Origin of the sequence: Acinetobacter sp. XH1741, assembly GCF_041021895.1 — a bacterium.
Lineage (GTDB): Bacteria > Pseudomonadota > Gammaproteobacteria > Pseudomonadales > Moraxellaceae > Acinetobacter.
The window spans coordinates 3,071,936-3,098,334 of record NZ_CP157428.1; the positions used below are offsets into that span (position 1 = coordinate 3,071,936).

At 40.3% G+C, this 26,399-nt stretch carries 40 protein-coding genes, 2 tRNA genes and 1 pseudogene; 16 read left to right on the forward strand and 27 right to left on the reverse strand.

The features are described from left to right. Positions 1–174: 174 nt before the first annotated feature. The 23 genes from ABLB96_RS14700 to ABLB96_RS14810 form a co-directional block, all read right to left on the reverse strand. The gene (locus ABLB96_RS14700; protein ID WP_348896317.1) at positions 175–1,260 is read right to left on the reverse strand and encodes a minor capsid protein; all 1,086 of its coding nucleotides are present in this window, start codon (positions 1,258–1,260) and stop codon (positions 175–177) included. A gap of 16 nt (positions 1,261–1,276) precedes the next feature. Beyond that, entirely contained in the window at positions 1,277–2,683 is a 1,407-nt protein-coding gene (locus ABLB96_RS14705) for a DUF4055 domain-containing protein (protein WP_348896315.1), read from the reverse strand. After that, positions 2,683–4,176: a terminase gene (locus ABLB96_RS14710; RefSeq protein ID WP_348896314.1), complete on the reverse strand. Its 1,494-nt coding sequence runs from the start codon at positions 4,174–4,176 to the stop codon at positions 2,683–2,685. The genes ABLB96_RS14705 and ABLB96_RS14710 overlap by 1 nt, the downstream gene beginning before the upstream one ends. A gap of 12 nt (positions 4,177–4,188) precedes the next feature. Next, a complete protein-coding gene (locus ABLB96_RS14715) occupies positions 4,189–4,704 on the reverse strand; it encodes a terminase small subunit (RefSeq protein WP_045124479.1) in 516 nt (171 codons plus the stop codon). Between the two features lie 3 nt (positions 4,705–4,707). Continuing rightward, positions 4,708–4,971, reverse strand: a complete 264-nt coding sequence (locus ABLB96_RS14720) for a hypothetical protein (protein WP_057082074.1) — start codon at positions 4,969–4,971, stop codon at positions 4,708–4,710. A 9-nt stretch (positions 4,972–4,980) separates the two neighbouring features. Continuing rightward, complete coding sequence (locus ABLB96_RS14725; protein WP_348896313.1) at positions 4,981–5,466, reverse strand: hypothetical protein; 486 nt, start codon at positions 5,464–5,466, stop codon at positions 4,981–4,983. Continuing rightward, complete coding sequence (locus ABLB96_RS14730; protein WP_348896312.1) at positions 5,467–5,745, reverse strand: hypothetical protein; 279 nt, start codon at positions 5,743–5,745, stop codon at positions 5,467–5,469. A gap of 367 nt (positions 5,746–6,112) precedes the next feature. After that, positions 6,113–6,189: transfer RNA gene (locus ABLB96_RS14735), tRNA-Met, on the reverse strand. A 2-nt stretch (positions 6,190–6,191) separates the two neighbouring features. Further along, positions 6,192–6,266 (reverse strand) — tRNA-Trp (locus ABLB96_RS14740). A 350-nt stretch (positions 6,267–6,616) separates the two neighbouring features. After that, the gene (locus ABLB96_RS14745; protein ID WP_348896311.1) at positions 6,617–7,153 is read right to left on the reverse strand and encodes a hypothetical protein; all 537 of its coding nucleotides are present in this window, start codon (positions 7,151–7,153) and stop codon (positions 6,617–6,619) included. 171 nt (positions 7,154–7,324) lie between these two features. Further along, on the reverse strand, positions 7,325–7,726 hold the full coding sequence (locus ABLB96_RS14750; RefSeq protein ID WP_348896310.1) for a hypothetical protein: 402 nt from the start codon (positions 7,724–7,726) through the stop codon (positions 7,325–7,327). A 94-nt stretch (positions 7,727–7,820) separates the two neighbouring features. Beyond that, positions 7,821–8,249 (reverse strand): hypothetical protein, encoded by a 429-nt coding sequence (locus ABLB96_RS14755; RefSeq protein WP_369029543.1) that lies wholly within the window; start codon positions 8,247–8,249, stop codon positions 7,821–7,823. A 1-nt stretch (position 8,250) separates the two neighbouring features. Continuing rightward, entirely contained in the window at positions 8,251–8,628 is a 378-nt protein-coding gene (locus tag ABLB96_RS14760; RefSeq protein ID WP_348897963.1) for a hypothetical protein, read from the reverse strand. Then, positions 8,621–8,869 (reverse strand): hypothetical protein, encoded by a 249-nt coding sequence (locus tag ABLB96_RS14765; RefSeq protein ID WP_348897964.1) that lies wholly within the window; start codon positions 8,867–8,869, stop codon positions 8,621–8,623. Before ABLB96_RS14765 ends, ABLB96_RS14760 begins: the two co-directional genes overlap by 8 nt. Beyond that, positions 8,862–9,269: a hypothetical protein gene (locus ABLB96_RS14770; RefSeq protein ID WP_348897965.1), complete on the reverse strand. Its 408-nt coding sequence runs from the start codon at positions 9,267–9,269 to the stop codon at positions 8,862–8,864. The genes ABLB96_RS14765 and ABLB96_RS14770 overlap by 8 nt, the downstream gene beginning before the upstream one ends. Beyond that, positions 9,266–9,442, reverse strand: coding sequence for a hypothetical protein (locus ABLB96_RS14775; RefSeq protein ID WP_171291206.1), 177 nt, complete (start codon positions 9,440–9,442; stop codon positions 9,266–9,268). The genes ABLB96_RS14770 and ABLB96_RS14775 overlap by 4 nt, the downstream gene beginning before the upstream one ends. Continuing rightward, positions 9,439–9,690 (reverse strand): hypothetical protein, encoded by a 252-nt coding sequence (locus tag ABLB96_RS14780; protein WP_006581917.1) that lies wholly within the window; start codon positions 9,688–9,690, stop codon positions 9,439–9,441. The genes ABLB96_RS14775 and ABLB96_RS14780 overlap by 4 nt, the downstream gene beginning before the upstream one ends. Continuing rightward, the gene (locus ABLB96_RS14785) at positions 9,687–10,796 is read right to left on the reverse strand and encodes a DNA cytosine methyltransferase (RefSeq protein ID WP_160945239.1); all 1,110 of its coding nucleotides are present in this window, start codon (positions 10,794–10,796) and stop codon (positions 9,687–9,689) included. The genes ABLB96_RS14780 and ABLB96_RS14785 overlap by 4 nt, the downstream gene beginning before the upstream one ends. Further along, positions 10,793–11,584, reverse strand: coding sequence for a hypothetical protein (locus tag ABLB96_RS14790; protein WP_348897966.1), 792 nt, complete (start codon positions 11,582–11,584; stop codon positions 10,793–10,795). The genes ABLB96_RS14785 and ABLB96_RS14790 overlap by 4 nt, the downstream gene beginning before the upstream one ends. Continuing rightward, on the reverse strand, positions 11,565–12,320 hold the full coding sequence (locus ABLB96_RS14795; protein ID WP_139844104.1) for a helix-turn-helix domain-containing protein: 756 nt from the start codon (positions 12,318–12,320) through the stop codon (positions 11,565–11,567). Before ABLB96_RS14795 ends, ABLB96_RS14790 begins: the two co-directional genes overlap by 20 nt. Continuing rightward, the gene (locus ABLB96_RS14800; RefSeq protein ID WP_348897967.1) at positions 12,317–12,985 is read right to left on the reverse strand and encodes a phage antirepressor KilAC domain-containing protein; all 669 of its coding nucleotides are present in this window, start codon (positions 12,983–12,985) and stop codon (positions 12,317–12,319) included. Before ABLB96_RS14800 ends, ABLB96_RS14795 begins: the two co-directional genes overlap by 4 nt. 51 nt (positions 12,986–13,036) lie before the next feature. After that, on the reverse strand, positions 13,037–13,501 hold the full coding sequence (locus ABLB96_RS14805; protein ID WP_348897968.1) for a phage regulatory CII family protein: 465 nt from the start codon (positions 13,499–13,501) through the stop codon (positions 13,037–13,039). 51 nt (positions 13,502–13,552) lie between these two features. Then, complete coding sequence (locus ABLB96_RS14810) at positions 13,553–13,741, reverse strand: hypothetical protein (protein ID WP_075175461.1); 189 nt, start codon at positions 13,739–13,741, stop codon at positions 13,553–13,555. Between the two features lie 105 nt (positions 13,742–13,846). Here ABLB96_RS14810 and ABLB96_RS14815 point away from each other — a divergent pair, with 105 nt between their 5' ends. The 12 genes from ABLB96_RS14815 to ABLB96_RS14870 all read left to right on the forward strand — a co-directional run bounded on the left by ABLB96_RS14815 (position 13,847) and on the right by ABLB96_RS14870 (position 19,775). Then, on the forward strand, positions 13,847–14,590 hold the full coding sequence (locus ABLB96_RS14815; RefSeq protein ID WP_348897969.1) for a S24 family peptidase: 744 nt from the start codon (positions 13,847–13,849) through the stop codon (positions 14,588–14,590). 204 nt (positions 14,591–14,794) lie between these two features. Then, a complete protein-coding gene (locus ABLB96_RS14820; protein ID WP_001076119.1) occupies positions 14,795–14,986 on the forward strand; it encodes a hypothetical protein in 192 nt (63 codons plus the stop codon). Next, complete coding sequence (locus ABLB96_RS14825; RefSeq protein ID WP_348897970.1) at positions 14,986–15,249, forward strand: hypothetical protein; 264 nt, start codon at positions 14,986–14,988, stop codon at positions 15,247–15,249. Before ABLB96_RS14820 ends, ABLB96_RS14825 begins: the two co-directional genes overlap by 1 nt. Further along, positions 15,242–16,054 carry a hypothetical protein gene (locus tag ABLB96_RS14830; RefSeq protein ID WP_348897971.1) on the forward strand — a complete coding sequence of 271 codons (813 nt, stop codon included), beginning with the start codon at positions 15,242–15,244 and terminating at the stop codon, positions 16,052–16,054. Before ABLB96_RS14825 ends, ABLB96_RS14830 begins: the two co-directional genes overlap by 8 nt. Further along, a complete protein-coding gene (locus ABLB96_RS14835; protein ID WP_223673360.1) occupies positions 16,051–16,431 on the forward strand; it encodes a hypothetical protein in 381 nt (126 codons plus the stop codon). Before ABLB96_RS14830 ends, ABLB96_RS14835 begins: the two co-directional genes overlap by 4 nt. Then, a complete protein-coding gene (locus ABLB96_RS14840; RefSeq protein WP_000453278.1) occupies positions 16,431–16,760 on the forward strand; it encodes a hypothetical protein in 330 nt (109 codons plus the stop codon). The genes ABLB96_RS14835 and ABLB96_RS14840 overlap by 1 nt, the downstream gene beginning before the upstream one ends. A gap of 9 nt (positions 16,761–16,769) precedes the next feature. Beyond that, positions 16,770–17,708: a hypothetical protein gene (locus tag ABLB96_RS14845; protein WP_038347502.1), complete on the forward strand. Its 939-nt coding sequence runs from the start codon at positions 16,770–16,772 to the stop codon at positions 17,706–17,708. Continuing rightward, positions 17,705–18,364, forward strand: coding sequence for a hypothetical protein (locus tag ABLB96_RS14850; RefSeq protein ID WP_057691453.1), 660 nt, complete (start codon positions 17,705–17,707; stop codon positions 18,362–18,364). The genes ABLB96_RS14845 and ABLB96_RS14850 overlap by 4 nt, the downstream gene beginning before the upstream one ends. Continuing rightward, positions 18,361–18,624 carry a hypothetical protein gene (locus tag ABLB96_RS14855; protein WP_000809320.1) on the forward strand — a complete coding sequence of 88 codons (264 nt, stop codon included), beginning with the start codon at positions 18,361–18,363 and terminating at the stop codon, positions 18,622–18,624. The genes ABLB96_RS14850 and ABLB96_RS14855 overlap by 4 nt, the downstream gene beginning before the upstream one ends. Positions 18,625–18,635: 11 nt before the next feature. Next, positions 18,636–19,172, forward strand: coding sequence for a DUF551 domain-containing protein (locus ABLB96_RS14860; RefSeq protein WP_348897972.1), 537 nt, complete (start codon positions 18,636–18,638; stop codon positions 19,170–19,172). Then, positions 19,169–19,504 (forward strand): hypothetical protein, encoded by a 336-nt coding sequence (locus tag ABLB96_RS14865; protein WP_348897973.1) that lies wholly within the window; start codon positions 19,169–19,171, stop codon positions 19,502–19,504. Before ABLB96_RS14860 ends, ABLB96_RS14865 begins: the two co-directional genes overlap by 4 nt. A gap of 1 nt (position 19,505) precedes the next feature. Then, on the forward strand, positions 19,506–19,775 hold the full coding sequence (locus tag ABLB96_RS14870) for an AlpA family transcriptional regulator (protein ID WP_000123991.1): 270 nt from the start codon (positions 19,506–19,508) through the stop codon (positions 19,773–19,775). Here the strand turns inward: ABLB96_RS14870 and ABLB96_RS14875 are convergent. Further along, complete coding sequence (locus ABLB96_RS14875; protein ID WP_348897974.1) at positions 19,772–20,758, reverse strand: tyrosine-type recombinase/integrase; 987 nt, start codon at positions 20,756–20,758, stop codon at positions 19,772–19,774. The two genes, ABLB96_RS14870 and ABLB96_RS14875, sit on opposite strands and share 4 nt — an antisense overlap. Positions 20,759–21,233: 475 nt before the next feature. Between ABLB96_RS14875 and ABLB96_RS14880 the strand changes: the two genes are divergently transcribed. From ABLB96_RS14880 to ABLB96_RS14895, 4 genes are all read left to right on the forward strand, one after another. Next, on the forward strand, positions 21,234–21,869 hold the full coding sequence (locus ABLB96_RS14880; RefSeq protein WP_348897975.1) for an SOS response-associated peptidase family protein: 636 nt from the start codon (positions 21,234–21,236) through the stop codon (positions 21,867–21,869). A gap of 147 nt (positions 21,870–22,016) precedes the next feature. Then, on the forward strand, positions 22,017–22,517 hold the full coding sequence (locus ABLB96_RS14885; protein ID WP_348897976.1) for a translesion error-prone DNA polymerase V autoproteolytic subunit: 501 nt from the start codon (positions 22,017–22,019) through the stop codon (positions 22,515–22,517). Then, on the forward strand, positions 22,514–23,812 hold the full coding sequence (locus tag ABLB96_RS14890; RefSeq protein ID WP_348897977.1) for a DUF4113 domain-containing protein: 1,299 nt from the start codon (positions 22,514–22,516) through the stop codon (positions 23,810–23,812). Before ABLB96_RS14885 ends, ABLB96_RS14890 begins: the two co-directional genes overlap by 4 nt. 132 nt (positions 23,813–23,944) lie before the next feature. Next, on the forward strand, positions 23,945–24,997 hold the full coding sequence (locus ABLB96_RS14895; protein ID WP_348897978.1) for a hypothetical protein: 1,053 nt from the start codon (positions 23,945–23,947) through the stop codon (positions 24,995–24,997). A 201-nt stretch (positions 24,998–25,198) separates the two neighbouring features. Here ABLB96_RS14895 and ABLB96_RS14900 read toward each other — a convergent pair. The 3 genes and pseudogenes from ABLB96_RS14900 to ABLB96_RS14910 form a co-directional block, all read right to left on the reverse strand. Continuing rightward, a pseudogene (locus ABLB96_RS14900) lies at positions 25,199–25,566 on the reverse strand (hypothetical protein). Then, a complete protein-coding gene (locus tag ABLB96_RS14905; RefSeq protein WP_348897979.1) occupies positions 25,566–26,072 on the reverse strand; it encodes a lysozyme in 507 nt (168 codons plus the stop codon). The pseudogene ABLB96_RS14900 and the gene ABLB96_RS14905 overlap by 1 nt, the downstream one beginning before the upstream one ends. Continuing rightward, complete coding sequence (locus tag ABLB96_RS14910) at positions 26,056–26,322, reverse strand: holin (protein WP_348897980.1); 267 nt, start codon at positions 26,320–26,322, stop codon at positions 26,056–26,058. The genes ABLB96_RS14905 and ABLB96_RS14910 overlap by 17 nt, the downstream gene beginning before the upstream one ends. Between the last annotated feature and the right edge of the window lie 77 nt (positions 26,323–26,399).

Genomic DNA, 26,399 nt, shown 5'->3' on the forward strand with positions numbered 1-26,399 from the left:
AAAGCACCCGAAGGTGCTAAGGTTTGAATTTGATTTAAGTTTGAATATGTGCTTTTGGCTGTTTAAAGCCATAACCAAAAATTGCTATGTATCTTGGAATTATCTTTCGTACGAATGGCAATAGAATAAGGTTGGTGCTGAGGATGTATTGAGCCTCACTCATGGTTATTTGCTTCATAATCCCAACCTCTTAAACATTTCTTCATCAAGCTTTTTGAGCTCAGCAAGTGTGAATGGCTGACCTGTTAAAGGGTCAACAAACTTATCAAGAGAATATTTACCCTCTTTAAATAACTTGTATCGAGATGGACCAAGCCAAGACTTTTGGAAAGCTGCATCCTGTTTATCAAACCAACCTTTGAAGGTTGTGTTCGAATCAACTACGCCGATTTCACCTTCACCATTTAACTTGTTATTGAATGGTCGCTTGCCAATGGTTTTACCCTGTTCATCTGTGACAGGAATAAGAATAGATCGGCAGTTTGGGTGAAGTGGTGGTACTGGATGAGGTTCATCTTTTTTATAGACCTTATCTGAAAAGCCCATACAGATTTTAGAAGTACGACTATCTAGTGTCGCAATGAACTTCACATACTCAACACCAATAGCAGTGTATGTTTCATTCAAAGCCACATTAGATACATGGCTTCGCGCAGTACGGACCATGGTAGATATCTGTGATCGACTTTGATCTAGCAAACCATCCTGATAATTGAGGACCTTCTTACCCTTAATTCGCTGAATGATCTGTTGGTTAGTCTGATCTTTTGATAAGCCATCCCGAATGACTTGCTCAACTCTAAGGCGGGTGTCATCGGCAATTCGAGCAAAGATAGAATCAAGCAGCACACCACCACTTAACGGGGCTTTCTTTGCTTTATTAAGCAATGTATTGCCATTTGGCTCTATTCGCTTCTCAGCAAGAGTTTTAGCTTGATATGAAGCTTCATATACCGCCAATGCCGTTGCGCTTACAGAGAAGCTCTCAATAAGCGTTGACGCTACCGTACTTTGCCATGATTGGATAACTGTCCGAATCTCTTTTAAAGCAGGTGTTGTGTATTGTCCTGCCATCAAAGCCGATCTTTCAGCATCGCTTAACTCATCTAGCAAATCTCTAAGCTGTGACAGCATATCGCCCGATATTGAATCAAACTGAGAAACAAGCTTTGTGATTTCACTAGATGACAAGCGATAAAGATAAGCTTGATGAGAGACTAAAGCATCAAGTAGTGCTTGTTGTGACAACTGGCTGTTCATTTGTCACTCCTGCGATTTAAACCACCATAGGTCTATTGACTGACTCGCTTTCTATGCGTGTTTGCTCATCTTCATAGCTAATTTCTGGAACTTTCCCAGTAGTAAGCAATTCATGGAATGTTTCCATACTCATGCGACTAGCAAGAACCATTTCCCAATAGAACTTAAGCGTATCAAGGTCAATCTTGCCTTTAGCGAAATCTTGTTTAATTGTGAGTTTCGCTTTAGATCCACTTCCGTAGTATGCAGCACACCATTTAAGTGCATATTCCATCGCCTCATTGGTATTCGCCACACACAAAGAAAGGACACTATACTGAGCCAGCTTTTCATTATTTGATTGGGTAGCAGTCTTATTGACTTGTTCAGTCTCAAGAATCTTTGCTCCCATCGCCTGCATGTACTTTTCTTTAGCATCCATAGCCTGTTTTGCTAAGGTGCTTTCAGTGACTTGCTTGTAGTCAAATGATGAGCCTTTCGGAAGCATTAAAGGATTCTTAGAACCTAAGCGAACACCATTTTTCTGCAACCAGTCGCGCCAACCTTCATCAAGTTCATTAATAACTGGTTGGGCTTGACCACAAATGAAAACCATCTCTTCATAGCTTGCGCTGTTCTGATAGTGGGCCAAGTTCATAGTGACAATTGGTTCTAATGGGATCGGGTCAATATTCCAATCATTAGCCAAAGACCCCAAAGGAATAAAAGGAATTTCATTCCATCTTTGGCCTAATGAATTCGTTGGATAGAAGGCATCCCCGCCCTGTAGTTCTCCTGACTTATCTGTATAAACTTGAACGTTATATTCATTCTTTTCATCAAGGCGAAGTACGCGGTAGATATTGATTTCTTTCTTAGAGAATTCGTCTTCTGGATCTTTTTCTGTGGACTTCTCATGCAAGACAATGAGTTCAGGCTTATAGACCGAACCAACTCGCTTTAGACTCCAATTGATAATACTCAACGATTCATAAAAAACGATCGTTGGCCGAATCCCTAAGCTCTCTGCCTGCTGCACAGACACATTGCCGTCAGTAGTTGGATAATCAACAAATAAACCACCACGTGCATGTTTAAGCTGACCTTGCAAGGCAGATTGTGCAACTTGGTAAATTGACTTACCTGTACCATCTGCATCGTATTTAAGAAAATCCATTCCATCTGGTTCGAATGTTGGATCCTCTGCAAATACCACGCCCACCATCTTGTTTAATGTGTCTTTAGAAATCTCATAGAACACAGCACGGGTTAAATAAGCCAAATAATATTGATCATTCTGCGTTAAATCAGACGATACATTGGGTTTTGGTAAATAAAGTTCGCCACGCTTCTTAACCGTGGCAGAACCATCACAGACATCGTCGATAGTTTCCCAACGCTTTTTCATGTCTGCATAAGCTTGATGTTCAGTATTAACTGGCATTAGTAAACCATTCCTATATCTAGTGTTTTTGCAACTACCTTTTTACCCATAGCGACAGCAAACATACGGAACCCATCTGCACCATGAGAGTGAATGTCATGAAGTGGGTTGTCCTTCCAACATCCAAGTTTGTCATTCCACTCTTTTCGATAGTTCTCAAGATGAGTAATGCCCTCAGCACATTTGTATTCATCAAATTCGCATAAAGGCAGAATCTCACGGACCTGCTCGATACCATCCATTACGGTGATACTTGGCACCACTTCGAAATTGACTGAGTACTTCTCCCCGTCATCGAGCACATAGCCCTCTTTGGCAATGTCAAGACGAGACTTACCATCATTCATAAGAGAACGGTTTTTGATGTCGTGTGGAGCGTAATGCTTGCTGTACTTGTAGCCTTTGTCTTTAAGCACTTTGAAATAGTGCCGCATACCTTCGCCTGAGTTTTCGTAGTAATCAATTACCTGATAGCAAGTATCTGATAGCTTTCGAATAAACCAGATCACCATAGAATCTGAGACACCCAAGTCCCAGAACGTCATCACAGGCAAGTGATCATTAGCTGGCAATGCACCAATACGTTTATTGGCATACAAGAACTTAAATTGATTCTTGTAGTAAGCGCCTTCAACAGACTGAGCAAAAGCTTCACTAGGAATACTTGGATATTCCCGCTTCATATCCTCGCCAAGAGTTTTCTCTTTTGAGTGATACCAAGCCCTTTGCTTTGGCGTTGTTTTAATCTTGTGCTTAACTTCCAGTTCTTCAAAGTATTGAACTAGGCGCTGTGGGAGTTCTTCAGTTGGTTCAATTTCATAATCAGCATTCTTCCACCAAGAAAAGAAAAAGAACTTCCAATCAAGTGGGCTTAGTTTTTTGCTGAGTAGTAATAACTTTTCTGCCAATTGGCAGAATTCGTAGAAGTAACCGCTTTTACCCTCTGCTGTACTTTCGAGTGTGATACGACCTTTAAGGCTTACTGCTTCAAATGCACCAGTAACAATCTCACGTGCTTTATCTGGGAACTTCGCACAAATCTTACCGAACTCAGACACATGTAATCGGTCTAAAGTTCCACCACGAAATGAAGTTGAAACGGTAATTGAGCCACCTTTGCTAAAAACAAGCTCATCTTTAGTTTGAATCTCTAAAGGATTGGCTGCTTTGATAAGGTGTGGCAAGCGATCGTAAGCGTACTTAACCTTTTCACGGAACAGACGCTTAGCATCATGTAATGTATGGGCAATCAAAGCACACTTATCAGACATGAACAATGCAGCATCTAACTGAATCATGCACATCTCAGTGGTAAAACCTAACTGACGTGCCTTTAAGATGATGTTACGTGTCCATTCGTTTTCGAAGTATTCAAGCTGTTCAAGTGTCATCTTGAACTTAACTTGTTTGCCTTCCTTATTCGTAATGTAGTAAAGATTATTTAAGCGCCAGTGCTGATCAATAAGTTTTGCTCTATGCTCAGGTTTAAGCATACGCCCTCCTCATTAATCCTCTTTGCTTAATTCATCCATCAAGCTTGAAAGTGACTCAATTTCCAATTTGCCCGAATGCTCCACCTTGTCTTTAAATGCACCTACAGAGATGTGCTTACCCAATAACTCAAGATTCTTAACCTTATCAGGCCACTTGATCTTTTTAAGCCAACCTTCGCCATCATCCATACTGATTGTTTCGATGTTTGATATGTATTGACGCCAAATCTTAGGCCAATCGCGCAACGGCTTAACATTGCTATCATCGTCCATGATGTCTAATACATCCATCTGGTCAATTTCGACTAGGCGCTTTAAGACATAATCAGCATCAATCTGGACGCGCTCAGAACGCTCTTTTAGTGCGTCTTGGATAGCTTTTGCGATACTAGGTTTTGCTAGGTTTTCAGCACCAATCTCATTAGCAGTCTTTTCGCTATAACCTGCTCGAATTGCTGCTTGGGTTGCATTCAGGTCTATCAGATATTCTTCGACAAACCTTTGCTGTTTAGGCGTTAGGTTCGCCATGAATTATTCCTCAATCTCAATATATTTATAGAAAGGTTTTTTTAGTTCACCGGTAGCAATGTGCCTATATGCTGGAGTGTAATTTCTATTGAAAATACCAATAGTATTTATGAATATAATGTAAATACGTTCAAGCAAAATAAACAACCAGTTAAACCCATATCTGCCCACCCGATACGGACAACCAAACTCATCACGGCCATAAATCATGGGGCAAACAAAAAACCAACCGTAGTGCTTAAACTCTACTTTTATTTTGTTTTTCATACGCACCCCTTACTGTTCTCTCAAATACTTCAAATCATCTGGACAAGTCAGCTTCACACCGTCTTTCAAGCACCACACCTCAATATCAGTTAAGAATTCAGCCATCTGCTTTGTTGTGGCTTCTGTGATGCTCATTCGATTTGATACAAACTGTCTTAATGGTTCGTAGCCTGTGCTACCCGATTCTTTAAGCTCTCGCATTACTTTGAATGTTTCTGGATACTCACCAACATTGTCACGGTTATAAATAATCGAAAGGTATTTATATTTAAAGAATGCAGACGCTTCCTCTTTATCTAGTCCGCGCTGTTTGCCGTACTCAGTCATCCAAAGCCAATATAATCTTCGTTGTGCTGCTGAAAGGCTTTCTTGCTTACATGTGATAGTAACAACTAAAGGCTTCCCTTCGTTCGCAGCCTTTGCATGATTATTATTCAGATAGCCAATTACATAGTTGATGTCAGAATGGTTTTTGATGACGAATCGTGGTTCCATTTAAAACACCTCATCATCTTTAAGATTAAGCATCCGCTCTGTTTTTTCTAACCACTGATCGAATAGAGCTTCAGATTCTTGTCTCGTGCCTAATTGGTAGGTATCGAATAGGAAATGGCATTTGTAGCAGAGAGGCACTGTAAACTCATCTGAGGCTTTTATTCCTTTTCCCTTCCCATGCTTACCAGAATTAGAATGTGCGGCTTGGCTTGGTGCTGGTGCACCACATCTCATGCATGGCAGCTTGCGTACTTCGGCTAATCGTTTGGAGTCACGCACTCAACATAGACCGTAAATTATTAATCTTGTTTTTCAATCGCATTATGATGCGGTCTATAACAAGCATTTCTTCGCGGCTTAACCCAGTGCGAGACAAGTTCTGGTAGCGGCTTAATTCATCCGAATATTTGTTAAGATTTCTCTTAGCTTCGCTTGTATCCATGTTCACCCCAAAAAAGAAAGCCCCTCAACATCCAGAATGCGAGGGGCTTTGTTTGCCGTAATACGTTCGGCTAATTCGCGTAATTGTCTCGACGCTTTCCACACTTACGACACTCAACCTGAACGAAAATATCAGACTCATAATCGTAGTGATGAAAGCAGAATAGGCGCTTTAGGAACTGGAGCATGCGGATCTCCTGAATTTTGGTGGGCCCGATCAGATTCGAACTGATTATCTCCCCGTTATGAGCGGGACGCTTATACCACTTAAGCTTAAGACCCATTGGCACGCCATGTAGGACTCGAACCCACACCACCGATTTTGGAGACCGATGCTCTACCAGTTGAGCTAATGACGCATTAAAAAAGGGCATGGCGAATTGCCACACCCTTGCCTTAGATTACGATATTGACCAGCTCGGCAACTGATCTACCGCTACTCACAATCACACACACCTAACATGCACGGTCTGCTTTACTTGCTTTCAATCCTCTTTAGGTCGGGGCGCTACTCCCTAGTCTGAATTCCCGAAGGAGGTTTACTCGAAGGCATGTTCCACTGGTCAGCACTCCAGCAGGGTAATTGTCTTTTTATAGACAACAAAAAAGCCCACCGTTTGGCGAGCTTCTTTAAGATCAGTGACACTTACTTACACTTCGCACCACTCTAACATAAATATGCCATATAACTTGCGCAAGGTCAACCTGATTACTTGTCTCTATTCTTTAAGTCAAAACGAATGAATGGGTATCTACAATGCATAGCTGCTAAACCACAGCGAACATCTTCACGAGCATCGTGTTGGGTACGGAGAATGGTTGGGTTATCTACACGCCCTACTTTAATCACCATGTCTGACCATGAGTTACCATAAAGATAGCGATCAATCACAGCATCAAGCCACTCATCAAGGATTTCTGACTGTCCTTGCATATCCAGGATAAGACGCTGAACTGCACGCGCTTCATTGTCCGTAATTTCACATGTAATCCCCTTGCCTCGCACTTTGGGCATAGGCGTATCATCATCAGAACACAACCAATCTGCTATGATCTGCTCTTTGCCTTTCACTTCTTGCTTACGCTTCTTAGCAGCCTGATCCATAGCGACAGCAATCGGATTTATGCTCTTACCACAAGTTCCAGAGTTTGAGTACATCCAAGCCCCAAACTGATAAAGCCATTCTTCTAGACTGTATTTAGTCCAGTCTGTTGTTTGCATAATGTGATTCACTGTCGCATTCATACCCTTACCCCTACTTAAATACCGAACAACTGAATTGAGTGCCTCTTACCCAAAATACTTCTTGGTTCTTGCATACCGACTTAGCATTTAAGACAGTCCCACCTATCCCAATCACCAACAAAAGCACGCAAAATACAACCCAAAGTAGTTCATAGTTAATATTCTTTTTCATCACGCCACCTTCGCCCTTTCCATTGCTAGTTCAATCCACTTGAGCACTAGACCTTCTTTCACTTGATTTGTAGTGCCACGAATTACAGTCCAACCCATTGCAGCTGCTGTAGAGTATTTCTCGCAGTCATCTGTGTAGCCTTGACCACGCGTATGACGACCATTGCAAAATGCTCCACCCTCTACTTCGACTAGGATTTGATAACCCTCAATTCGAAAATCTGCCTTCCAACGTCTATCTGGGTTAAAACGAAACTCTTGCTCGTAACCAATCTTCATGATGTCTAGTTGGCTGCAAAGCATTTGCTCGCCTTTACTGACAGGTTTCTTAAACTTAGGTGGCACGCGAGAACGCGCCACCGGTTGTGAATTTCTTCTTTGATCCTCTTTGAATGTGGTCATTGGTCACCCCCAGACAAACCAACCAACAAGCAGACCTAGTGAAAACACTAGGCTTACTATGATGAAAAGCCATAAGTAAACTGCACCCATAATGTCAGGCATTTTCTTCCCCTTTGAGCGCTTGCTCTAACTCATCCCGTGCTTCTTTAGCTTTTCCTACCCACAACATTGACTCCAAGCCTGTTTCACCCATGTACTTCTGATCAAACCAGGCTAGAGCTTTTAATGATGCTGCTTCTAAAGAATCCACCCGCTTTTGCAGCTCGTCACGTTCAAGTCTCAAATCCGAAATCTTTGTGTATCCTTTGATTGTTTCTTCTCTTTGAGCTTCTAGATCTTGTTGCAGCTCCTCCACTTTCGCTTGCTGTGACTGTCTGCCTGCTTCAAAATAATATTCATAATCTGCTTGGTTCTGCTCTATATCCCATTCAGCTAAATCTACTTGTCTATTTTTACCAAGCTTGATTAATTCTTTAGCTAAGCTATCTTTATGGTGTTGTAGCGCTTCTTCAAACTTATCCATCTCAAACATCCCTCGATTGGCAGTTAGGCGAAATGTGGTTTTCTATGGGGAAGTCGTCGCCGAGGTCGTTTCGCTCAACTCGATCGCCATTGCATTCTGGACATACGAATGACTCAAGCATGTTTCCAACTTCGCCATGTCCATTACAGCATTTGCATGGGTTATCAATACGGTAACCAACTTTGCTTTCAGCCAAGGTTGCAGGCCGGATTGACCTGTAACTTACTCGTCTAGTCTTGCCCTTATCATTGAGCACATATTCATCATTAAAAATTCCAGCAATCGTTTGCCCTATAACTTCGTACACTCCACCAAAGAACTCTGGCAGTGAATGCCCACCTAAAAAGCAAACCTTATCCCCGACTTTAAACTCACTCATGGCTGGCTCCTTCTGGTCTCATTTCTAATGACTGCTCAAATGGACCCGCATCAATTGATTCGTTCCAAAAGGCATCACATGGAGATGATTTGCCGCTTACTGAATACCACTCACCACAGACATCGTTCTCATGTTCTTTGTACAGTTCAGCCTTATTCTCAAACCAATGAGCAAAGCCATTAAAGTCACGTGCAGCACATGTCGCCCAAGAAGGTGCATTATTCCAATCGTACTTATGCATTTTCACCGCCTCCGTATATTGATTCGTGGTCAGCAATTGCTTGAAGCAACTTGTATCCAGCCGATTCAGGCCTGTTTTTGCAATGAGACAAGTCATATAGCTTTACATCATCAATGCCGCCCCATGATTCGACCAAATCAACCGACTCCGCTAGACGTTTTAGTTCTGAAATGTCGACAATCTCCCCAGCATCATTAATCTTGTTGTAAGTAGATTGACATGCTTCTCTAAACCCACTTCTCCATGAGTAACGCCAATAATTTCCATCAGCCACTTTTAAGTAAGTTGGAATCTCTTCAATCCCACCCACTCTAAATAGTGCTGCGCCATTGGGGGCATCAGAGACCACTTCTCTCGCCTTCTCTACCCCGTACTCACGAATAAACTGTTCTGGTTTCATTGTTGTTCTCCGTCATGTTTAGTAATGGCTTCCTGCTTAAGCTGGTCTAGCATTTTCAGCTTTCTTAATTTCTCGTAGAGGTTCGCTGCTGCTCTTGTTTCTTCATTACGAGTACCGAGGTTGTATGCTCTACGCAGCTTCATCATTGAGTTGTAATCTGCAAATTCGATCATGCTTTCAGCTCCCCTTTAACATTCAGGATGTCTTTTGCGTATTGAGTTGCCTTGTAAGTTGCGTATGAGTCCTTTTCCAAATAGCCGCTTTTAATTAATTCCTGCACATAGCACTGAATCGTATTGTTGGGCGCATCTAGCACATAGTCATGCAAATCCTTCATCGTGAAAGGTTGTGTTGCATGTGTAGCGAATAACAAAATGTCAAAAATGTTTTGGAATGCTTTAACTCGTTTTATTGCTTTCACGCTGCTTCTCCAAAAACTTGTAGCAAACGTTCTCCAATCCACCGCATTACTGGAACTGCCATAGAGTTACCTAGCGCTGCGTAACGCGGGCTATCTTTAGCATTTGGAATGTTTGTATATTGGTCAGGAAATCCTTGTAGGCGCTCACACTCTACTGGTGTAAGTCTTCTCACCCCTTTAAATTGAATAGCGCAATTACCATTAGTGATTTGATCAGCATCAATTCCTCGATCACCAAATCCTCGAGTAAGCGTCGCAGCGGTTTTATTCACAGTGAAAACTGCATTCTCTTGACCTCTGTTTCTACCTAAACAATGAGCTGTTTCTTCATTCACTAGCGGGTCTTGAGTACCATGTATTACAAAGGTTGCTGTTTCTGCATCTAGGTTTTGTCCACCTGCGCCACGTCTTGTAAGGCACTTTGCAACAGCTTCGGTATTATTTTTTTTCGCTTCTCTGATCTCAGTAGTATTCCCAGACATGCCTGTTTGCTCAAAAAGTACTTTGGCAACACTTCCTTCTCTAGCACTTGCGACAACAAAGACTCTTTTGCGTCGTTGGGCAACTCCGAAATATTGAGCATCAAGGACTCTCCAAGCGACTTGTCGAGATGGTCCAAACACACAACCAGCGTTTGTCCACTTTTTCCCTGCCGGTTGTAATTCACACCCCGAACCTGACAATGCTCCCAAAAAGCAACCGAATGCATTGTCTTTTGTGTTGAGCACTCCTGGAACGTTTTCCCAAACAATGATGGCTGGCTTAAGTCCGCAAATAGTTCTTGCTGAATCAATTTCATCTGCTAGTCTCACAAACTCAAGTGTCAACTGACCTCGATCATCATTAAGTGAATTTTTCAAACCTGCTATTGAAAACGCCTGACATGGTGTACCACCAACCAAAACATCTGGTGCTTCAACTTCACCTGATTTCACTTTGTCGCGAATAAGCGTCATATCACCCAAATTTAGAATTTCTGGATAATGGTGCTGTAATACTTGGCTTGGAAATTTCTCAATCTCAGAAAACCATGAAGCACTTAACCCAAGGTCATGCCAAGCAACAGTTGCAGCTTCAATTCCTGAACAAACTGATCCGTATTTCACGCTGCACCTCTCTCTTCTTCCCAGACAAGAGAATTAAGCTTCTGAGATATCAACTCGTACAAAGCTTTGTCATATGCAAAAATATTGTTTCTATCCTGATGCTCTTTGACTTCTGCTCTAGTAATCGAGAAGAATTGTTCTTTAGCGATTCCTGCTGCACTTGCAGAATATGCATGCACTCCATCTGTGCTGTTTAAGTAATCTTGGGCATAACTAACCATTCGTTTTACTTTGGAACTAATTGCTTTTGGTGCTGTCCAGATGCCTTGCTGTTCTCCTTTTGCGACTAGTTCTTTAACCACTTCCACATAATTTTCTTTAAATGCGTCATATGCTAAAAATGCGGCTTTATCAGAGTTGTAAGCCCACTCAATTGCATTGAACATCTCATAACAACGGTCATATGCTTCTTTTTCAGCGTTTGTGATTGGTGCTGATTGATCTGCACGCCATCTAAGAATGTTTGCTAGTGCTGCGTTCTTACCCTTGTATGAGTCAATCGCTCTTTGTTGCTCAGATCCAAAGCCCTCAATCCCTAAGCACCATTTGCGAAACATTGCAGGATCTGGACAGTAGCCGTTATCACGGACCATTGATAAGCCTTTGTTCACTTGCTCATGAGTAAGGCCATCAAGACAGATTTTCATTGCATGATTGATTTGTTCTGTTTTAATTCCTTCAAACGTTTTCTCAAATGAACGTGGGGCAATTGCTTTGAAGATACCGACAACTTTTGCAGAGTTGATATGTTCTACAGCGTTTTGATTGCTAGAAACCATACTGTTCATAGCCAGCCTCCTCTTTTGCGATTAACTCTTGAATTTCATCCCAGCGAGATGGTTTGTTTTGTTGTCCATGGACTGTGCTCTGATTCTTGATCCACTCCGCCTTAAATCCTTTCCAAGAGTTCACAACACAGTGTTCAAGGACCTGATTTAAAGTGAGACCAGATTTTTGTTGTTCAGAGATAAGTGACTTGAATGCTGTTTCTGAATTAACGGCTTTCTTTGCTTTACGAACTTCCATGTATTCAGAGATAAGTTTTTGATCTGCCCCTTGAGAAACTAGAGCGTTTGCAAAGTTGAATTTCCCTTTATATATATTGGTAGATTCATTGGTAGATTCTATTGATAGATTCTGTGTACCGTTTTTGGTACTGGTCGCAGTACCAATTTTGGTACTGGTTGAAGTACCGTTTTTGGTACTAGTACCAATTTTGGTACTGGTTCCTTTTTTGGTACTGGTTAAGTCATCTTCGCGGCCACGTACACCAACCAATTGATAAACTTTCACCCCATTGCCACGCGTTTCTTCAGTAAAGCGAATAAGGTTTATCTCTTGCAGACGCTCCAAAACTTTCATAATGGTTTTGCGGTCGCATTTGGTATCAACCTCAAGGCGTTTGATGCTTGGCCATGCCTTATGATCCTCTCCTGCGCGGTCAGCCAGCGAAAGTAAGATGGTGCGCTGAGGGCAGCTTTCTACAGGTGCAGTCCACGCCCAGCGAGTTGCATCTAAGCTCATTGCACCACCCCTTCACTCACAAGCTGCTCAATTACCCACTGTTCGCCTTTATTGGTGAATTTGGATTGCGGGTAGCCTTGCTCTGTCTGTTTGACTTCGCCATAACCTTTGTCAATAAACCATTGGGCAAAGGTGCGTCCGGCAATACGACGGTCATATACGCCCATATCAGCAAGGTATTGATTGAGTTTTACCGCTGACATGCCGACCTTTTTACCTACCTGGGAGGCGTTTAAAAGGTTTTTGGTGTCGGCAACACGGTCGAAGTACTGGACTTTGGGTGCTGCGAGTTCTAATTGACGCGCCTGATCTGCTGCCAGCTGGAGGGCTTCAGCAAATGTTTGAGGGAGTTGTACAGCGTTTTGGTTTTCTAGTTCATACCAGCGTTTTACTAATGCTGCGGTGAATTCCGGGCAAAGTTGGGCGACTACAGTGATTGAGTTTAATTTGCCTTGTTCGCCAGTAAAGACATACACCTCAACATTGTAGGCGCGACTATTGGCTTCTTTTTGCACAACCTCAATTTGAGGACATGCTATTACCTGTTGATTAATGAGGTTTTCGATAAGGCGCTTAACATTATCGTGGCGTTTTTGACAAAGCTCTGAAATATCAAGGCTTGTCATGCTCTGTTGATTATGATTAAATTGTGTCATCATATTCATGTTTACTTTCCTGTCAGTTAGTGAACAACCGGAAAAGCCTGAGGTCGTAACTCAGGCTTTTTCTGTTTCTGGGTTATCAATACAAGCTTGGATTTGTTTATCCAGCTCAGCCAAAGCAACATGCATCTGGTGAATCACCTTTGACATGTCTTGCACTTCACCTTTCGTGATACGGCCATCCGCCATGATCTCGCGGAACAGGCTCATCACATCACCGCCATTCATACCAATGCACAGCACTTTGTCAGTCAGTGACATGTCTCGGCATTCAGGAATTTCAGGTAGATCAATTGCAACTTTTTCATGTTCAGCAGATAGAGCATGCAAAATGCGGAAATCACCAGTTAAAGCCATAAGCTTTGAGGCCTCGACCAGTGTTAAGTGGTGAGTTTCAGTATTTGGATTTACTTTGCTGTTAAGCACAGCCGGGCTTTTGATTCCCATACGTGCGGCTAGAGCTGAAGCGCCACCCGGGTAATCATGAACTGTGTTGTACGCTGCATCCGTTATGTTCATTTAAGGTTCCTTTGAACGTGGTTGTTTAAATTCAAATGCTTAATAATTGGTTTAAGCAATTAAGGCTTCTAGATTTGCCTTTAACTTGCCTTTACTTTGAATCTGAAGAATTGCTTGGGTTGAAGCTGGAATTCCATATGAGCGCCATTTACTAATAGCTCCGCGTGTCTTTTTTAAGATTCGCGCTAGGTCAGCATCAGTTTCAGCTCTGTAATGCTCCTTTACGTCATCGACAGTCATAATGTTTACCTTGATAAACTTTTAGTTTCCCTAAGTAAACCATAAGTTTCTCTTTATATCAATACATTTGTTTACTATTGGAAACATCTGAATAGGATTTTTTATATGAGCGAGATCAACGACCGCATAATTGAAAGAATGCGAGAGCTCAAATTGAGACAGGTAGACTTGATTGATGCTACAGGCGCTAAGAAAGGTACTGTTTCTAAGTGGATATCTGGTATTAACACGCCTAGTGTTGAATACATGCCAGCTCTCGCTCAGGTGCTTAAGACAACTGAAAGCTGGTTGTTAACAGGTAAAGAACCAAGCAGATTTAGTAATTTAAATGTTCAAGAGTTCATGGATAAGCATGGGCTTAATAAAAAAGAAGATGCATCATTTGATACCGACGACATCATGGAGGCCGATGTTGTTGAGTATGAAGTGGCTAACGGTTATGTATGGATTGATGTCGTGGAAGCTAGTTTTTCATGTGGTACCGGGGAATCTATTGAGTTCCATTTTGATGTAATTAATGGGAAATACCCTTTCCCGCCTTCATTCTTTCAACGCAAGATGATTGATCCTAAATGCCTAAAACTTATAAAAGCTAAAGGCGATAGCATGGAGGAGTATATTTATCATGATGATTTGGTAGGGATTGATATTTCCCAAACTGAAATCATTGATGGTGAAATCTATGCCGTTTACTTTGAGGGCGAAGGCATGATCAAGAAGATCTTCAAAGAAGAAGGAGGTACTTTAATTCTCCATAGCCTTAATGAAAAATACAGAGACCGTAAGGTGACTGAGCAAAACGGAATTAACTTTAAGGTAATTGGGCGCCAGGTATGGCGAGCTGGATAATAAATCAAATATTTCAATACCCGCTTAGGCGGGTTTTTTATTGCCTTTAAGAAACATTAGTTTCCAAAGAATAAAAATAAGTTTCCTAAAATAAACTTTTCTGTTGACAAAAAAGTTTCCTTAAGTAAACTATGAATCATACACAAACAAAAACCGCCATAGGGTTCGAAGACTAGGCGGTTTGCATCTAATGCGGAGATAAGTATGAATCAAAGAATTGAAAAGTACAAGTTTAGCCAAGCCTTTAGGGATGGCTCGAAAGCATTCATAGCTTTCTGGATTATCACCTTCATTGTATTTGCATTCCTAAAAGGCTGTGCCGACGAGCAATACGCCAACGAACTCAAAGCAAAACAGAACATGTATGTCCGCGTTCAGGTTGAGGGGGTGGAGTGATGAATAATTTCAGAGAAGTTATTGATAAAGCTGTAGAAGAAAGCCGTTTGCAAATTGCGCATTCTGCTGGTCACCTTGCGGTTGCTCATGAGTCTTTCGCAAATGACTACCTACTTAATGTAGCAAACCATGCACTTTATATGCTTGGAACAACCATTAGTGCAGAAGATTTTGAAAAGGAAATTGAGGGCTTAAAAGCACATTTAACTGAATCGTTGAAGAGCTTCAAGGGTGGCAATGACAAGGAGCCCTCTCATGGATAACTACAAAATCAAAGTTAAAGATGAAGCTGAGAGCAAAGAGGCTCAGGAGTTGTTTTTTGAGTTGGGTTATAGCTGGCAAGGTTGCGGAAAATACTATAACCGCATTGGAAACTATGCATTTATTACAGCCTACCCAGATGAAATGTTATTAAGAATGGGCTGGGGTGGAGATACTGATAAAGAACTCACCCTCCCTCAACTACGCGACCTTGTTGTTTTGAAGCGTAATGATGTGAAGGATGCGACTCATCGCGACAAGCAGCAAAATTCTATTTATTTAACTAGCGACAAGGTTATTTATTACTGGCAGGGTGAATGGTGTAAATCAGCTATTAATAAATCAAATGACTATGAAAACTATATTGCGAATAGCCTGACGCCAATTGCAAAACCCCAAGCCCCAGCCTTGATTAGCGGTGCGGATGCGTTGCGAGCATTAATTGATGGACATGAAGTTCAAGGGCGTTTAGAAAATCAAGTCCAATGGACTGATATTAATCCAAAAAGTGATGACACTCTTGTTAAGTCATTTTTAACTGAGAAAAACCGAATTGGAATTAGATGTTATTTCAGATTCAAACCCCAAACCATCAAGGTTGAACTTGAGCTGCCGAAGCCTTTTGAGCCGAAGGTGGGTGATATTTACTGGTTCCTCTCACCCTTCTATAGCACTGGATATGACCACTGCACTTTTGCAAATGATTCATCAGATAAACTGCATGTCCAATATGGCGCATATCGCTCAGAAGACGACGTTAAAAAGGCAGTTGAGCAACTCAGAAAGATGCGAGGTACTAACTCATGAATATGTTAGTTAACAAGCCTGAGTTGCTATGCCCTTCTTTCCCTTACTTAGATATGTCTACAGACATTCAAGTTGAAGGTGAAACGGTTTATTTCGACTTAACTTACGGCTGCAATGTTCTTAACTGCCAGATCAAAGCTGAAACGACTTATGACACTCGTGAAGTAACTGATCAGTCCAGTGGCTGTGCCCGTGACCAAGAATATGAAGTGCTTGTGGTAGACACAAAAACTCATGCTGTAGTGACTGATAAAGACGGCATTGAGTCACCAATTGGCTTACGTTTCAAGCTAACAGACGCACAAGTGAACAGCTTAAACGAGCAGCTTAAATACTACGCCGAAGAATTGGCAGATGAAGAAGCGGGAGTGGTGTGATGGAAGTTAAAAGCGTACATGCACACCACATTCCAGCAAACAACGGTGTAGATCCAATTGATGTATTTGTTGTGTGGTATGGCGAACAAGCATTTCAAGTAACTATCCGCTGTTGGGATTGTGCTTGGACTGCTTATCGCGGCAGTTGCGGGTTCAAGACAATTGAAGAGTACTTTTTGGAGCAATGGTACAACCAAGAATGTCATGAACATGTGGTTCAACTCTTCACTACCACATCAAGACATACAACCCAAAGAGAAGAAAAGTGGTTGTTTAAAATTGTCAGAAATATGTGCCAACACTTCAAAAAGATAGCAGAAAAGAATTAGGAGAAGATTATGAATGCGCCAGTACAACACTCAGGACAGAACCCTTTTGCAGTAGCTGCTCCTACTACTCAAGCAATGTCTACAGTTCAATCTGATAGTCAACGTGCAATTGCAGAGGTTCAAGCTGCTTTAGTTATTGCTAAGCAGTTCCCACGTAACCCAATTGAAGCTTATGACCGGATTATGAACGCTTGCCAGCGTCCCGGTTTAGCTCAATCGGCTGTTTATTCTTATGCTCGTGGTGGTACTTCAGTTACTGGTCCATCAATTCGACTTGCGGAAATGCTTGCTCAGAATTGGGGAAATATTCAGTACGGTATCCGCGAATTATCTTCTGAAAATGGCGAATCAACGGTTGAAGCATTTGCTTGGGATGTGGAGACAAACACCCGTCAAACAAAGGTTTTTCAGGTTCCACATATTCGTTATACACGCAATGGATCTAAAAAATTAACAGATCCACGCGATATTTATGAATTGGTTGCAAATAATGGCGCTCGTCGTCTACGTGCATGCATCTTAGGTGTAATACCGGGTGATGTGATTGATGATGCTGTTAATCAGTGCGAAAAGACAATCCATGCAAGTGCTGATACTTCACCAGAAGCTGTGCAAAAACTTGTTGTAGCCTTTGAGCAATTCAATGTCACGAAGAAAGACATTGAAGACTACATTCAGCGTCGTCTTGATGCTATCACGGCAGCCAATATCGTTGCGCTTCGCAAGATTTTCACTAGCTTACGTGATGGAATGAGCTCACCTAAAGACTGGTTTAAAAATGTCACCGTGAAGGAAGTTGGAGAAGTTCAGGAAGTTAAACCAACTGTACCAGACAACGAGTTCCCGGTTCTCTTAGAGCAGATCAAAGCTGATGCAGTTACTAAAGAGTATGTATTAGAAGGCTATGCACTTACTAATGCACAAATAGCTGAGGTAAATGCACTATGAAGCTATTCCGATGCTCAAGCCTACATAAGCTTGTAGGCGACTCTAAAACTAAAGGCTCAGTTCTTAGCGATACAGCTAAGACTGAGATCAGAACAATCGTTAAGGAGGACTTGACCACGTTCAAGTCTTTCAAAGGCAACCAGTACACGGCTAAAGGTAATGCGCTTGAAGAAATTGCAATTAGCCTGTCTGGCAAGGTTCGTTTTCGTCAGTATTTGAAACATGAAGGACGTTTGGAAAATGAGTTCATCACTGGTGAATGCGACATTCTTGATCTGAATAACAAGTTGATCATCGACACTAAATGCACTTGGGATATTGGCACTCACCCTTTCTTTAAAGATGAGGCAGAAGAAAAGGCAAAGAAGGCTGGTTACGACTGGCAGATGCAAGGCTACATGTGGCTTTACGACTGTGAGCAAGCAATGGTCGATTTCTGGCTACTACCTTGCCCTATCGAGCTTACAAATGATTGGGATGATAGAGAACAGCTTATTGATTTAGTTGAGCGTATCGACCTTAGAGAACGCTTAACAACTGTCACCTACAAACGTGACGAAGCAATGATCCAAAAGATCAAAGACAAAATTCCACATGCTCAAGAGTACTACGCAAAGTTATATCAAGAGCGCATTAAAGCGAAGGTGGCAGCATGAAACAAATCGAATTAAACACAATTAGCGGTACTTCTGACCAGATCGCAGAAGAGATTTTTAAGAAAATTATTGGGCCTATGGTTGATGAAATGAATAGCCAAGATAAAGACTCAGCAAAGGTTTTCACATTCTCAGTAATGTGGCTTGGTATGGCTTTATATGCTGCTCAATTTGAACCGCACAATGCCAAGAAAACAATTCAATTCAGTGTTGATCAGTTCATGGCAACGTTTGACAAATTCAGCAAAAGACCGAGCTAAGGAGCAGCAGCATGACAGATTTGAATAAAGAAGGCAAAGTCAATCTAAGCTTTGAGCAAGACAATGGTGCTGTTTGGGTATTTGCAGGTGATAGTCAATTTGGCACCGAAATCAGCCATTTAATGATGATGCATGCAGATGAATATAGCGAAGATGAATTACGTGTTATTTGTCACCATGCAGCATGTGAAATTGACAGACTTAGAGCAGAGCTAGAAAAAGCCAAAGCTCAGGCGGTGCCAGAATGGATCTCAGTTGAAGTTCAAATGCCTGAATCATTACGAAATGTGCTTGTTTTGTTAGATGCAAACCCAGCTAAAAACCAAAACCAAATGGTTGCTCATTTTATTCCTAAGTTCACTGAAGAGTATCACGGTGATAATGATTGGTATGACTATGACGAAGATCGCGGCTGCGGTTATGTCAAAGAAGGATGGTATGCAAATACAGCTTACATTGGTGATGAGTATTCTAGTTATTTTATTGAGGAAAAAGTAACTCATTGGAAGCCACTAAAAGAAGCAAGTGAATCTGGAGCTGAGGGATGAAATATCAAATACAACCAATCGAAGTGCCAGATGATTTAAATAGCTATTGGTTCCATCCAGATATAGAAATACACGACACTATTGGTGAAAACGCTGAATTTTATACTACGGAACAATGGGCACAGCTTCAACTTAATCTTGGTGTAGAAATTCTTGTTGAGCGTTTGGAATATTTGGATATTCCAGAAATTCCTGAAGACGACTGTGCAGATTGGTCAAACTGGAAACCACAACCACCTATAAAAGATGCCTTTCTTATTGCAGGTTTTGATACAGAAGATGGGCCTTGTTTGTGGTGGGCAAAGCCTAAAGCGGAAAGTAAGGAGGGGTGAAATGACAGCAATTGCGAATATAGGTAGTAACTTTGTTGTAGCGTTACCACCTTCGGACATCTGGCTTAATGACTCCCAAGCTGCTGAGTTCTTGGGATATCGAGATGTACATTTTAAGGCAGCAGTTTGCTGCCTGCCAACCTTCCCTAAACCGCGCTATGTTATTAAGTGCGGTCAAGGAAGACGCTGGAACTTGGCAGAGCTATCAAACTGGTTGAATGAACAATCGGATGATGAGCCAAAGAAAGGAAGACCACGTAAACGGGGCTAATCAAGCCTCGTTGCAATTTCGCTTGCAGTAGCATTGTAATAGACCATCAAGCTTCTTAAGTCTTTATGCCCAATCATACGGGCCAAGTCTAAAACTTCTAATTTTCTTGCAAGACGTGTACAAGCTTCATGGCGTGTGTCATGAAAGTGCAAGTCAGTGATTTGACATCTATCTCTCAATTTACGCCAAAGCGTATCAAAGCTTTGGGAATTACAAGTAAAGACCTGCTTTTTATCAAGACCTTTTAATAAAGTAAGCAACTCAACTGCACGCTTAGATAAAGGCACATTTCGCTTTGTGCCATTCTTTGTTTCGTTCAAAACAAGATATCGATCTTTTAAGTAAACTCGATCCCAAGTTAAGCCGACAATCTCTCCAGCACGCATTGCAGTCTCAATTGCAAAAAGGAAAGCAATAATAATTTGCTGAGTAGAATTTACCGGGACATTGTTATCCCAATTTGCTGCAAGACATAATCTATCAATTTCATCTTGGGTAATTCGTCTATCACGGTGCTTTGATGGTGGGGGTAAAGTCAAGTCGGCCATTGGGGACTCTTTAATCCACTTCCATTCTTTTCGGGCAACAGTAAATAAAGAAGCTAAAATATTTGCTTCACGTCTGACAGTAGCGCCCTGCACTTCTTTTAAACGAGAATCACGCCATTGCACTAAATCGTCAGTTGTGACTTTGGCTAATTGTTTTTGACATAGCTTTTTATACTCACGCTTAAAGAAAGCCATTCGCTTGACTTCATTCTCATGAGTTTTCTTTTTAATACTCACTTCACTTAAGTAGCGTTCAATAGCTTCTAGAAAAGAGTGATCTGGTAATTTGCCATGCGATTGTTCGCGTAACTGAGTCTCGCGTTTAGATGCCCAAGCCCTAGCTTGAGCTTTTGTATCAAAGGTTGAACTTTCGCGAATTCCGTTTACACTTATCTCGGCTCGCCATGTATTGTTGCGTTGTCTAAATGAAGCCATAATTTTGTGGCGTAATCTTGGCGTAATTGTGATAACCGAAATAATAGGAAAAAATAAGAAATAATAGAAGTACAGATTATTGGCTAGTTTGGCATTTGTTTGTTTTGTATGAAATAATAAGAAAAGATAGAAAAACCTAAGAAGTTGTTGTTTTTAAACAAGTGCCCGCCGAGCGCACCAAATTTTCGTTTCATATGGTTTCAATTCTTCCCAAAACCATTGATATAACTACTATAACAAACTCTAACTAGTTTCATAAAGTTTCAATTCGTTCCACCTGTTACCGCAATCTTTACGGTATTTTTTACAGTACCGTTTAATACCGCAATAATTCCTACCGTAAAAAACCATCCCTTTTGTTACTCAATAAGCTTTGTTTAATAAGTATTTAACTAAAATTATTGAACATTTTTAGTACAAACTTTTGTTCTAGAAGGATTTATGTTGATTAAAATATGTCCTGTTGGTTAAGAATATGTGTGCTAATTACGAACCAATATCAAAAGACCGCGTACACCTTTTAGATTTATTCGAACCTACTTTCGACTATAAAGCCGATATTTATCCGGGTTATGACTGCCCTCTTATTTTTTCTAAAGATGGCCATATAGAATGGCGAGAAGTTAAGTTCGGCATGATTCCACCTTGGAACCATGATTTAAAGTTTTCAAAGTACACATACAATGCCCGAACTGAAACTGTAGATAAAAAGCCGAGCTTTCGACATGCATGGGCTAAAAGCCAATTTGCTTTAATACCTGTAGAAAAGATTTATGAACCACGTTATGTGAATGGCAAAGCAGAACGCTGGGGAATTTATAGAGAAGATGGCCTACCTTTTACGGTAGCTGCTATTTATGATTCAACTGTTATTGATGGGGAGCAAATTAGATCCATGTCTATGCTGACTATCAATGCAGATAATCACCCTTTCATGAGTCAGTTCCATAAACCTGAAGATGAAAAAAGATCGATTATTGTTATCCCTGAAGAGTATCGAGAAGATTGGCTGAACTGCAAAAAAGAAGATGCAGATCAATTTTTCTTTGAAATGCCCTTAGGTGAATTTACTGCTAACTATTTCCCTAAACCTAAGAAAACTGCAAATTAGCGCCGTTGATTTTCCGACCAAATGCACCAATGTCGGCGACAAGTTACGACTAGTCATTATTTATCCACAACTTTTTAAATTTGAAAATTAACTAAGCTCTAGCATATCATCTTGAATATGTTACAAATTCAAGTTAGGGGATATTATATGAGCGAAATTGCACCATCCATCATCCAGATAAAACCATATCTACAAAGTAATATTGTTTTATCTGAGGCTTTAACATTTAAGCAAGTTGTACCGTCAACTCACATGCTTATCCCCTACGCACTCGAAAAGATTTCCGCTGGTTTCCCCAGCCCCGCACAAGATTACATAGATAAAGTGCTCGATATGAATGAGCATTTAATTAAGAATGAAACTTCAACGTTTATTGTAAAAGTTGCTTCGCTTTCGATGCTTAACGCTGGCATTGATATTGATGACGAATTGATTGTGGATCGTAGTCTTGATGCAAAGCACGGCGATATTGTTGTTGCGCTAATCGATAATGAATTTACCGTAAAGCGATTAATGATCGATGAAACAGGCCAATGGCTGAAAGCTGAAAATCCAGATTATAAAGATATTCACCTTCTTGATGGCCAAGAGTTACTTATCTGGGGTGTTGTCACTTGCATTATTAAAATGACAAGAAGAACTTCATGAAGCATGAGAACAAGGTCTTTTTTCTTATAGACGTTAATAATATGTACGTCTCATGTGAAAGAGTCTTTGATCCAAGTTTGAATGATAGACCCGTTATTGTACTCAGCAATAATGACGGATGCGCCGTTGCTCGCAGCAATGAATCAAAAGCTTTAGGCATTAAAATGGGCGTTCCATTATTTCAAATTAAAGATATAGTTCAAAAACATAATGTCCTCGTCCTTTCAAGCAACTATGCTCTATACGCCGAAATGTCGAGACGTTTTCATAAGATCCTTGCTTCGTATGTTACAGATGAAGAAGTTGAACCGTACTCGATTGATGAGTGCTTTGTTGATTTCTCAGCTTATGAGAAGAACTTTGATTTAGAAAAAGTCGGGCAACAAATGCGCCAGCAAATATGGAAGTGGCTAGGTTTGCCTGTCTGTGTGGGTATTGGTAGAAGCAAAACAGAAGCAAAGATTGCGAATCATATTGCAAAGAAAAACCCCGGCTTTAACAGCGTTTGTGATTTAGTGAATATGGATCCGTGCAATAAAGAATACTACTTTGCTCAAATAGATGTGAGTGAAGTCTGGGGTGTTGGACGTAAGCACTCAAAAAAGTTGCAAAGCATGGGTGTCAACACTGTTTTAGATCTCGCATGTGCTGAACCACGCGAGATGCAAAAACGCTTTTCAATCGTTATGGCACGCACGATCTACGAATTACAAGGCATATCATGCATAGAGATCGAGCATACTCCCCCATCCAAAAAGCAAATAGTTGCAAGCCGGTCTTTTGGTGGTCGCGTAACTGAATTAACGGATCTAAAAGAAGCTATCTCAATGTATGCTCAAGATGCTTGTAAAAGATTACGTGATGAAGAGCTTTTATGCGGCTGTATGATTGCTTTCGTACAGTCAAATCCTTTTGATCCAAATGTTCCTTTTTACAATAAATCAATTACTGGTTCATTTTCAGAGCCTACTGATTGTGCAATTGATTTTGTTAAAGCAGCAACTCGTATGGTCAGCGATATATATAAAGAAGGAATTAAATATAAGAAGTGCGGTGTTGTGCTGACAGCCTTAGAGCCGAAGTCTGGCCATACTTATGACTTATTAACTGACTTTGAACATATAGAGAAAAAGGAATGTTTGATGCAAGCAATGGATGGTATTCACAGCAAGTTTGGAAAGAAAAAATTAGGTGTCGGACCATGTTTTGTTCCTGGTCGAAACTGGTCAATGTCGCGAGATAGATTAAGTAGAAATCCATTTCGGTGGGAAGAGTTATTAACTATTAATAATTAATTAACTTTATTGAAAGCTATTTAGAATCTGCTAAACATTTATAATGTACTAAAGTTATATCACAAAGCTAAACCAAAAAAATACTTAGACATTTGTTTTTATTTAATAAATTCCTTAAAGGTGCATCAAAATATGTTTCCAATTCTTAATGCTATTCCTGGTATACATGCAACGATTGTAGGTGTTTTAGCGGCCTTTTTTTCTGCATTTTTAATTTTTGCATATCAAAAAGTTACTGAAGCTCAAAAGAAACTAGAAAAAGTCTTAAAAGTAGCTGATGCCGTTTCCACTCCATCCTCATTTGTTATTAATATATCTCAAACCTTGATCAAAGAGGATGGGGATTTAGATTGGGATGCAAAATGCCAGCCATTAATTCAAAAAGCTGCTTCAGTCTTTTATTATTTAAATGCAGTTAAACATGGAATCGATTTAAAACCCTTTGATGATGATATTAATCCTAAGGAAATAGTGAATATTGTAGATGAACTAATGTCCTTTTTTACTTTATTTTTTACATCTTATCCTATGAATGGGAAATCAATAGTTACGACTGATCAAACAAAATCTAGAGATTCAGATAACCAATTATTTGACTATAACCGTTATTTGGAAATTCAGGGAAGGATTAATTATTTAATATGGGTTTGGAGTTCAAGCCAAGAATCTTTGATTCATTTATTTAATGTTTATGACCAAATTAAAGAAAAAAAAATTAAAGAAGAAAAAAATGCTGAAATTTTGAGAGTTATTGGTGAAGCAGAAAAAAGATTTGAGGTTGATCAAGAAGTACGTCAAAGACTAACTTCAGATGTCGAACGGCATTTTCAGTCGAGATTAAGACAAAAGCACCTCCCCTTATTAATAGAATTTTTTCAAAAGATCCAAACTTATCAAACTCAAGTTATGCCATTTTTAGATGAATCAATCCTTGAATTTGAATCATATAACAATGAATTTAAATTAAAAAAATTAACGAAAATTGGCTTAGGATCAACTATATATATCATGGTTTCCGGAATTGTATTGCCATTATTAATTTTAGAAATAATGAAGTGTTCTGATGATTCTTATAAAAATTTAATTTCATTTTTGGAATACTCTCTTCTCATTGCAAGCTTTTCCCCATATTTTTATATTTGTTATTATTTTTGGAAAAAAATAGAAAATACTATATTTAAATAGGTCTAAGTTATTCTAACCATAAATCCTTTCTTAAACAGATATATAACACACATAAAAGGCCCTCATTTGAGGGCTTTTACAATTCCCAAATGACGGGCTTTACAATCATTATATTTAGCAACTGTATCCACAGACCAAAGCATCAATTCTTTGCCTGTTGTACCAGTTAGCTCATTTAAATTAGGACAAGACTGGATCAGGTTAGCTGGTATTACCGGCCTTGATAAGATCGTTGATTTGGTACACCCCAGCATCGTCAACACAGCTATACTTATAAATAGGACGCTCAATGATCTTTTGCACTTCACGTGTAACTGTTTCGACTTTTGTATTTTGCTCTGACCTGAGTTTTTCATAATCGGCACTCACCTGGTTAAACTGATTCTGCTTTTCAGTAAGCACCTTCAAGTTCTTTTTCTCAATTTCTTGGATTTGAGATAAGCACTTCTGATCTGCTTTTTTAAGCTCACCAATTTTGTAATTAAGAACAGCCATTGTTATGGCCAATAAAAAATCGAGAATCAGAATAGTTATGATCGCCAGTATTTAGCAGCAAATACAATCCACATCATTGAGCCCCTATACATTTTGTGTGTCGTTCAACCTGGCGCAACCACACGCCATAACAGCCATTAGAGCGTATGGAGCAATCACGCTTTGCAACAAATTTCCATTTAAGTAGTGCATCGCATGCTTGCCGTGGCTTGTTTTGGAGTAAGAGACGGCGCATTGAAGAGCCACCCCATGCGGATTGACCGAACTGATACATGAAATCCAGATAAACGTCATATTCAGTTTGCGTTAATTTCACATCTGGTAAAGACTTACGAAATGCAACTTCGTCTTTAGAAATATGGGCTTTAGAGATCTGAATCGCTCGTTCTTTTGTAATAGGTTTATCAGTCATTTTGACTGAAGTACCATTTTCATATTTAGTCGAGCCAATCCCAATGGTAGGCTCATTGCCACTATCTAAATAAGGCTTTGAGCTATACCCCTCATGCCCAATTAAAGACGTAAAAAAAGCAGCCGAAGCTGCTAAAATAGTTACCGCAAATTTAGTCTTGTTTGACATTACAGTTACCTTTGTTGTTTAGGCTTTCTAAGTAAGCCTTATGTGCGATTTCATCACGTTTATTTTTTTGTCTAGCGTAGTACCAGTTCATAACAAAACCACCAATAGCAATTATGATACTGACCCAAAATGCTAGATCGATTGAACCCACCCATGCTGAAACAGCACTCACTGCACTACCCCCGTATGTTGCAGCTTTACTTGTCGCCAAAGCTGTTGACGTATCTATAATTTGCTGATTATCTGACATACAGCGCCCCTTAATCGGACATAAAAAAGCACCCGATTAGGGTGCCATAGTGGATTTAATTAAAAGTTAACTGACAA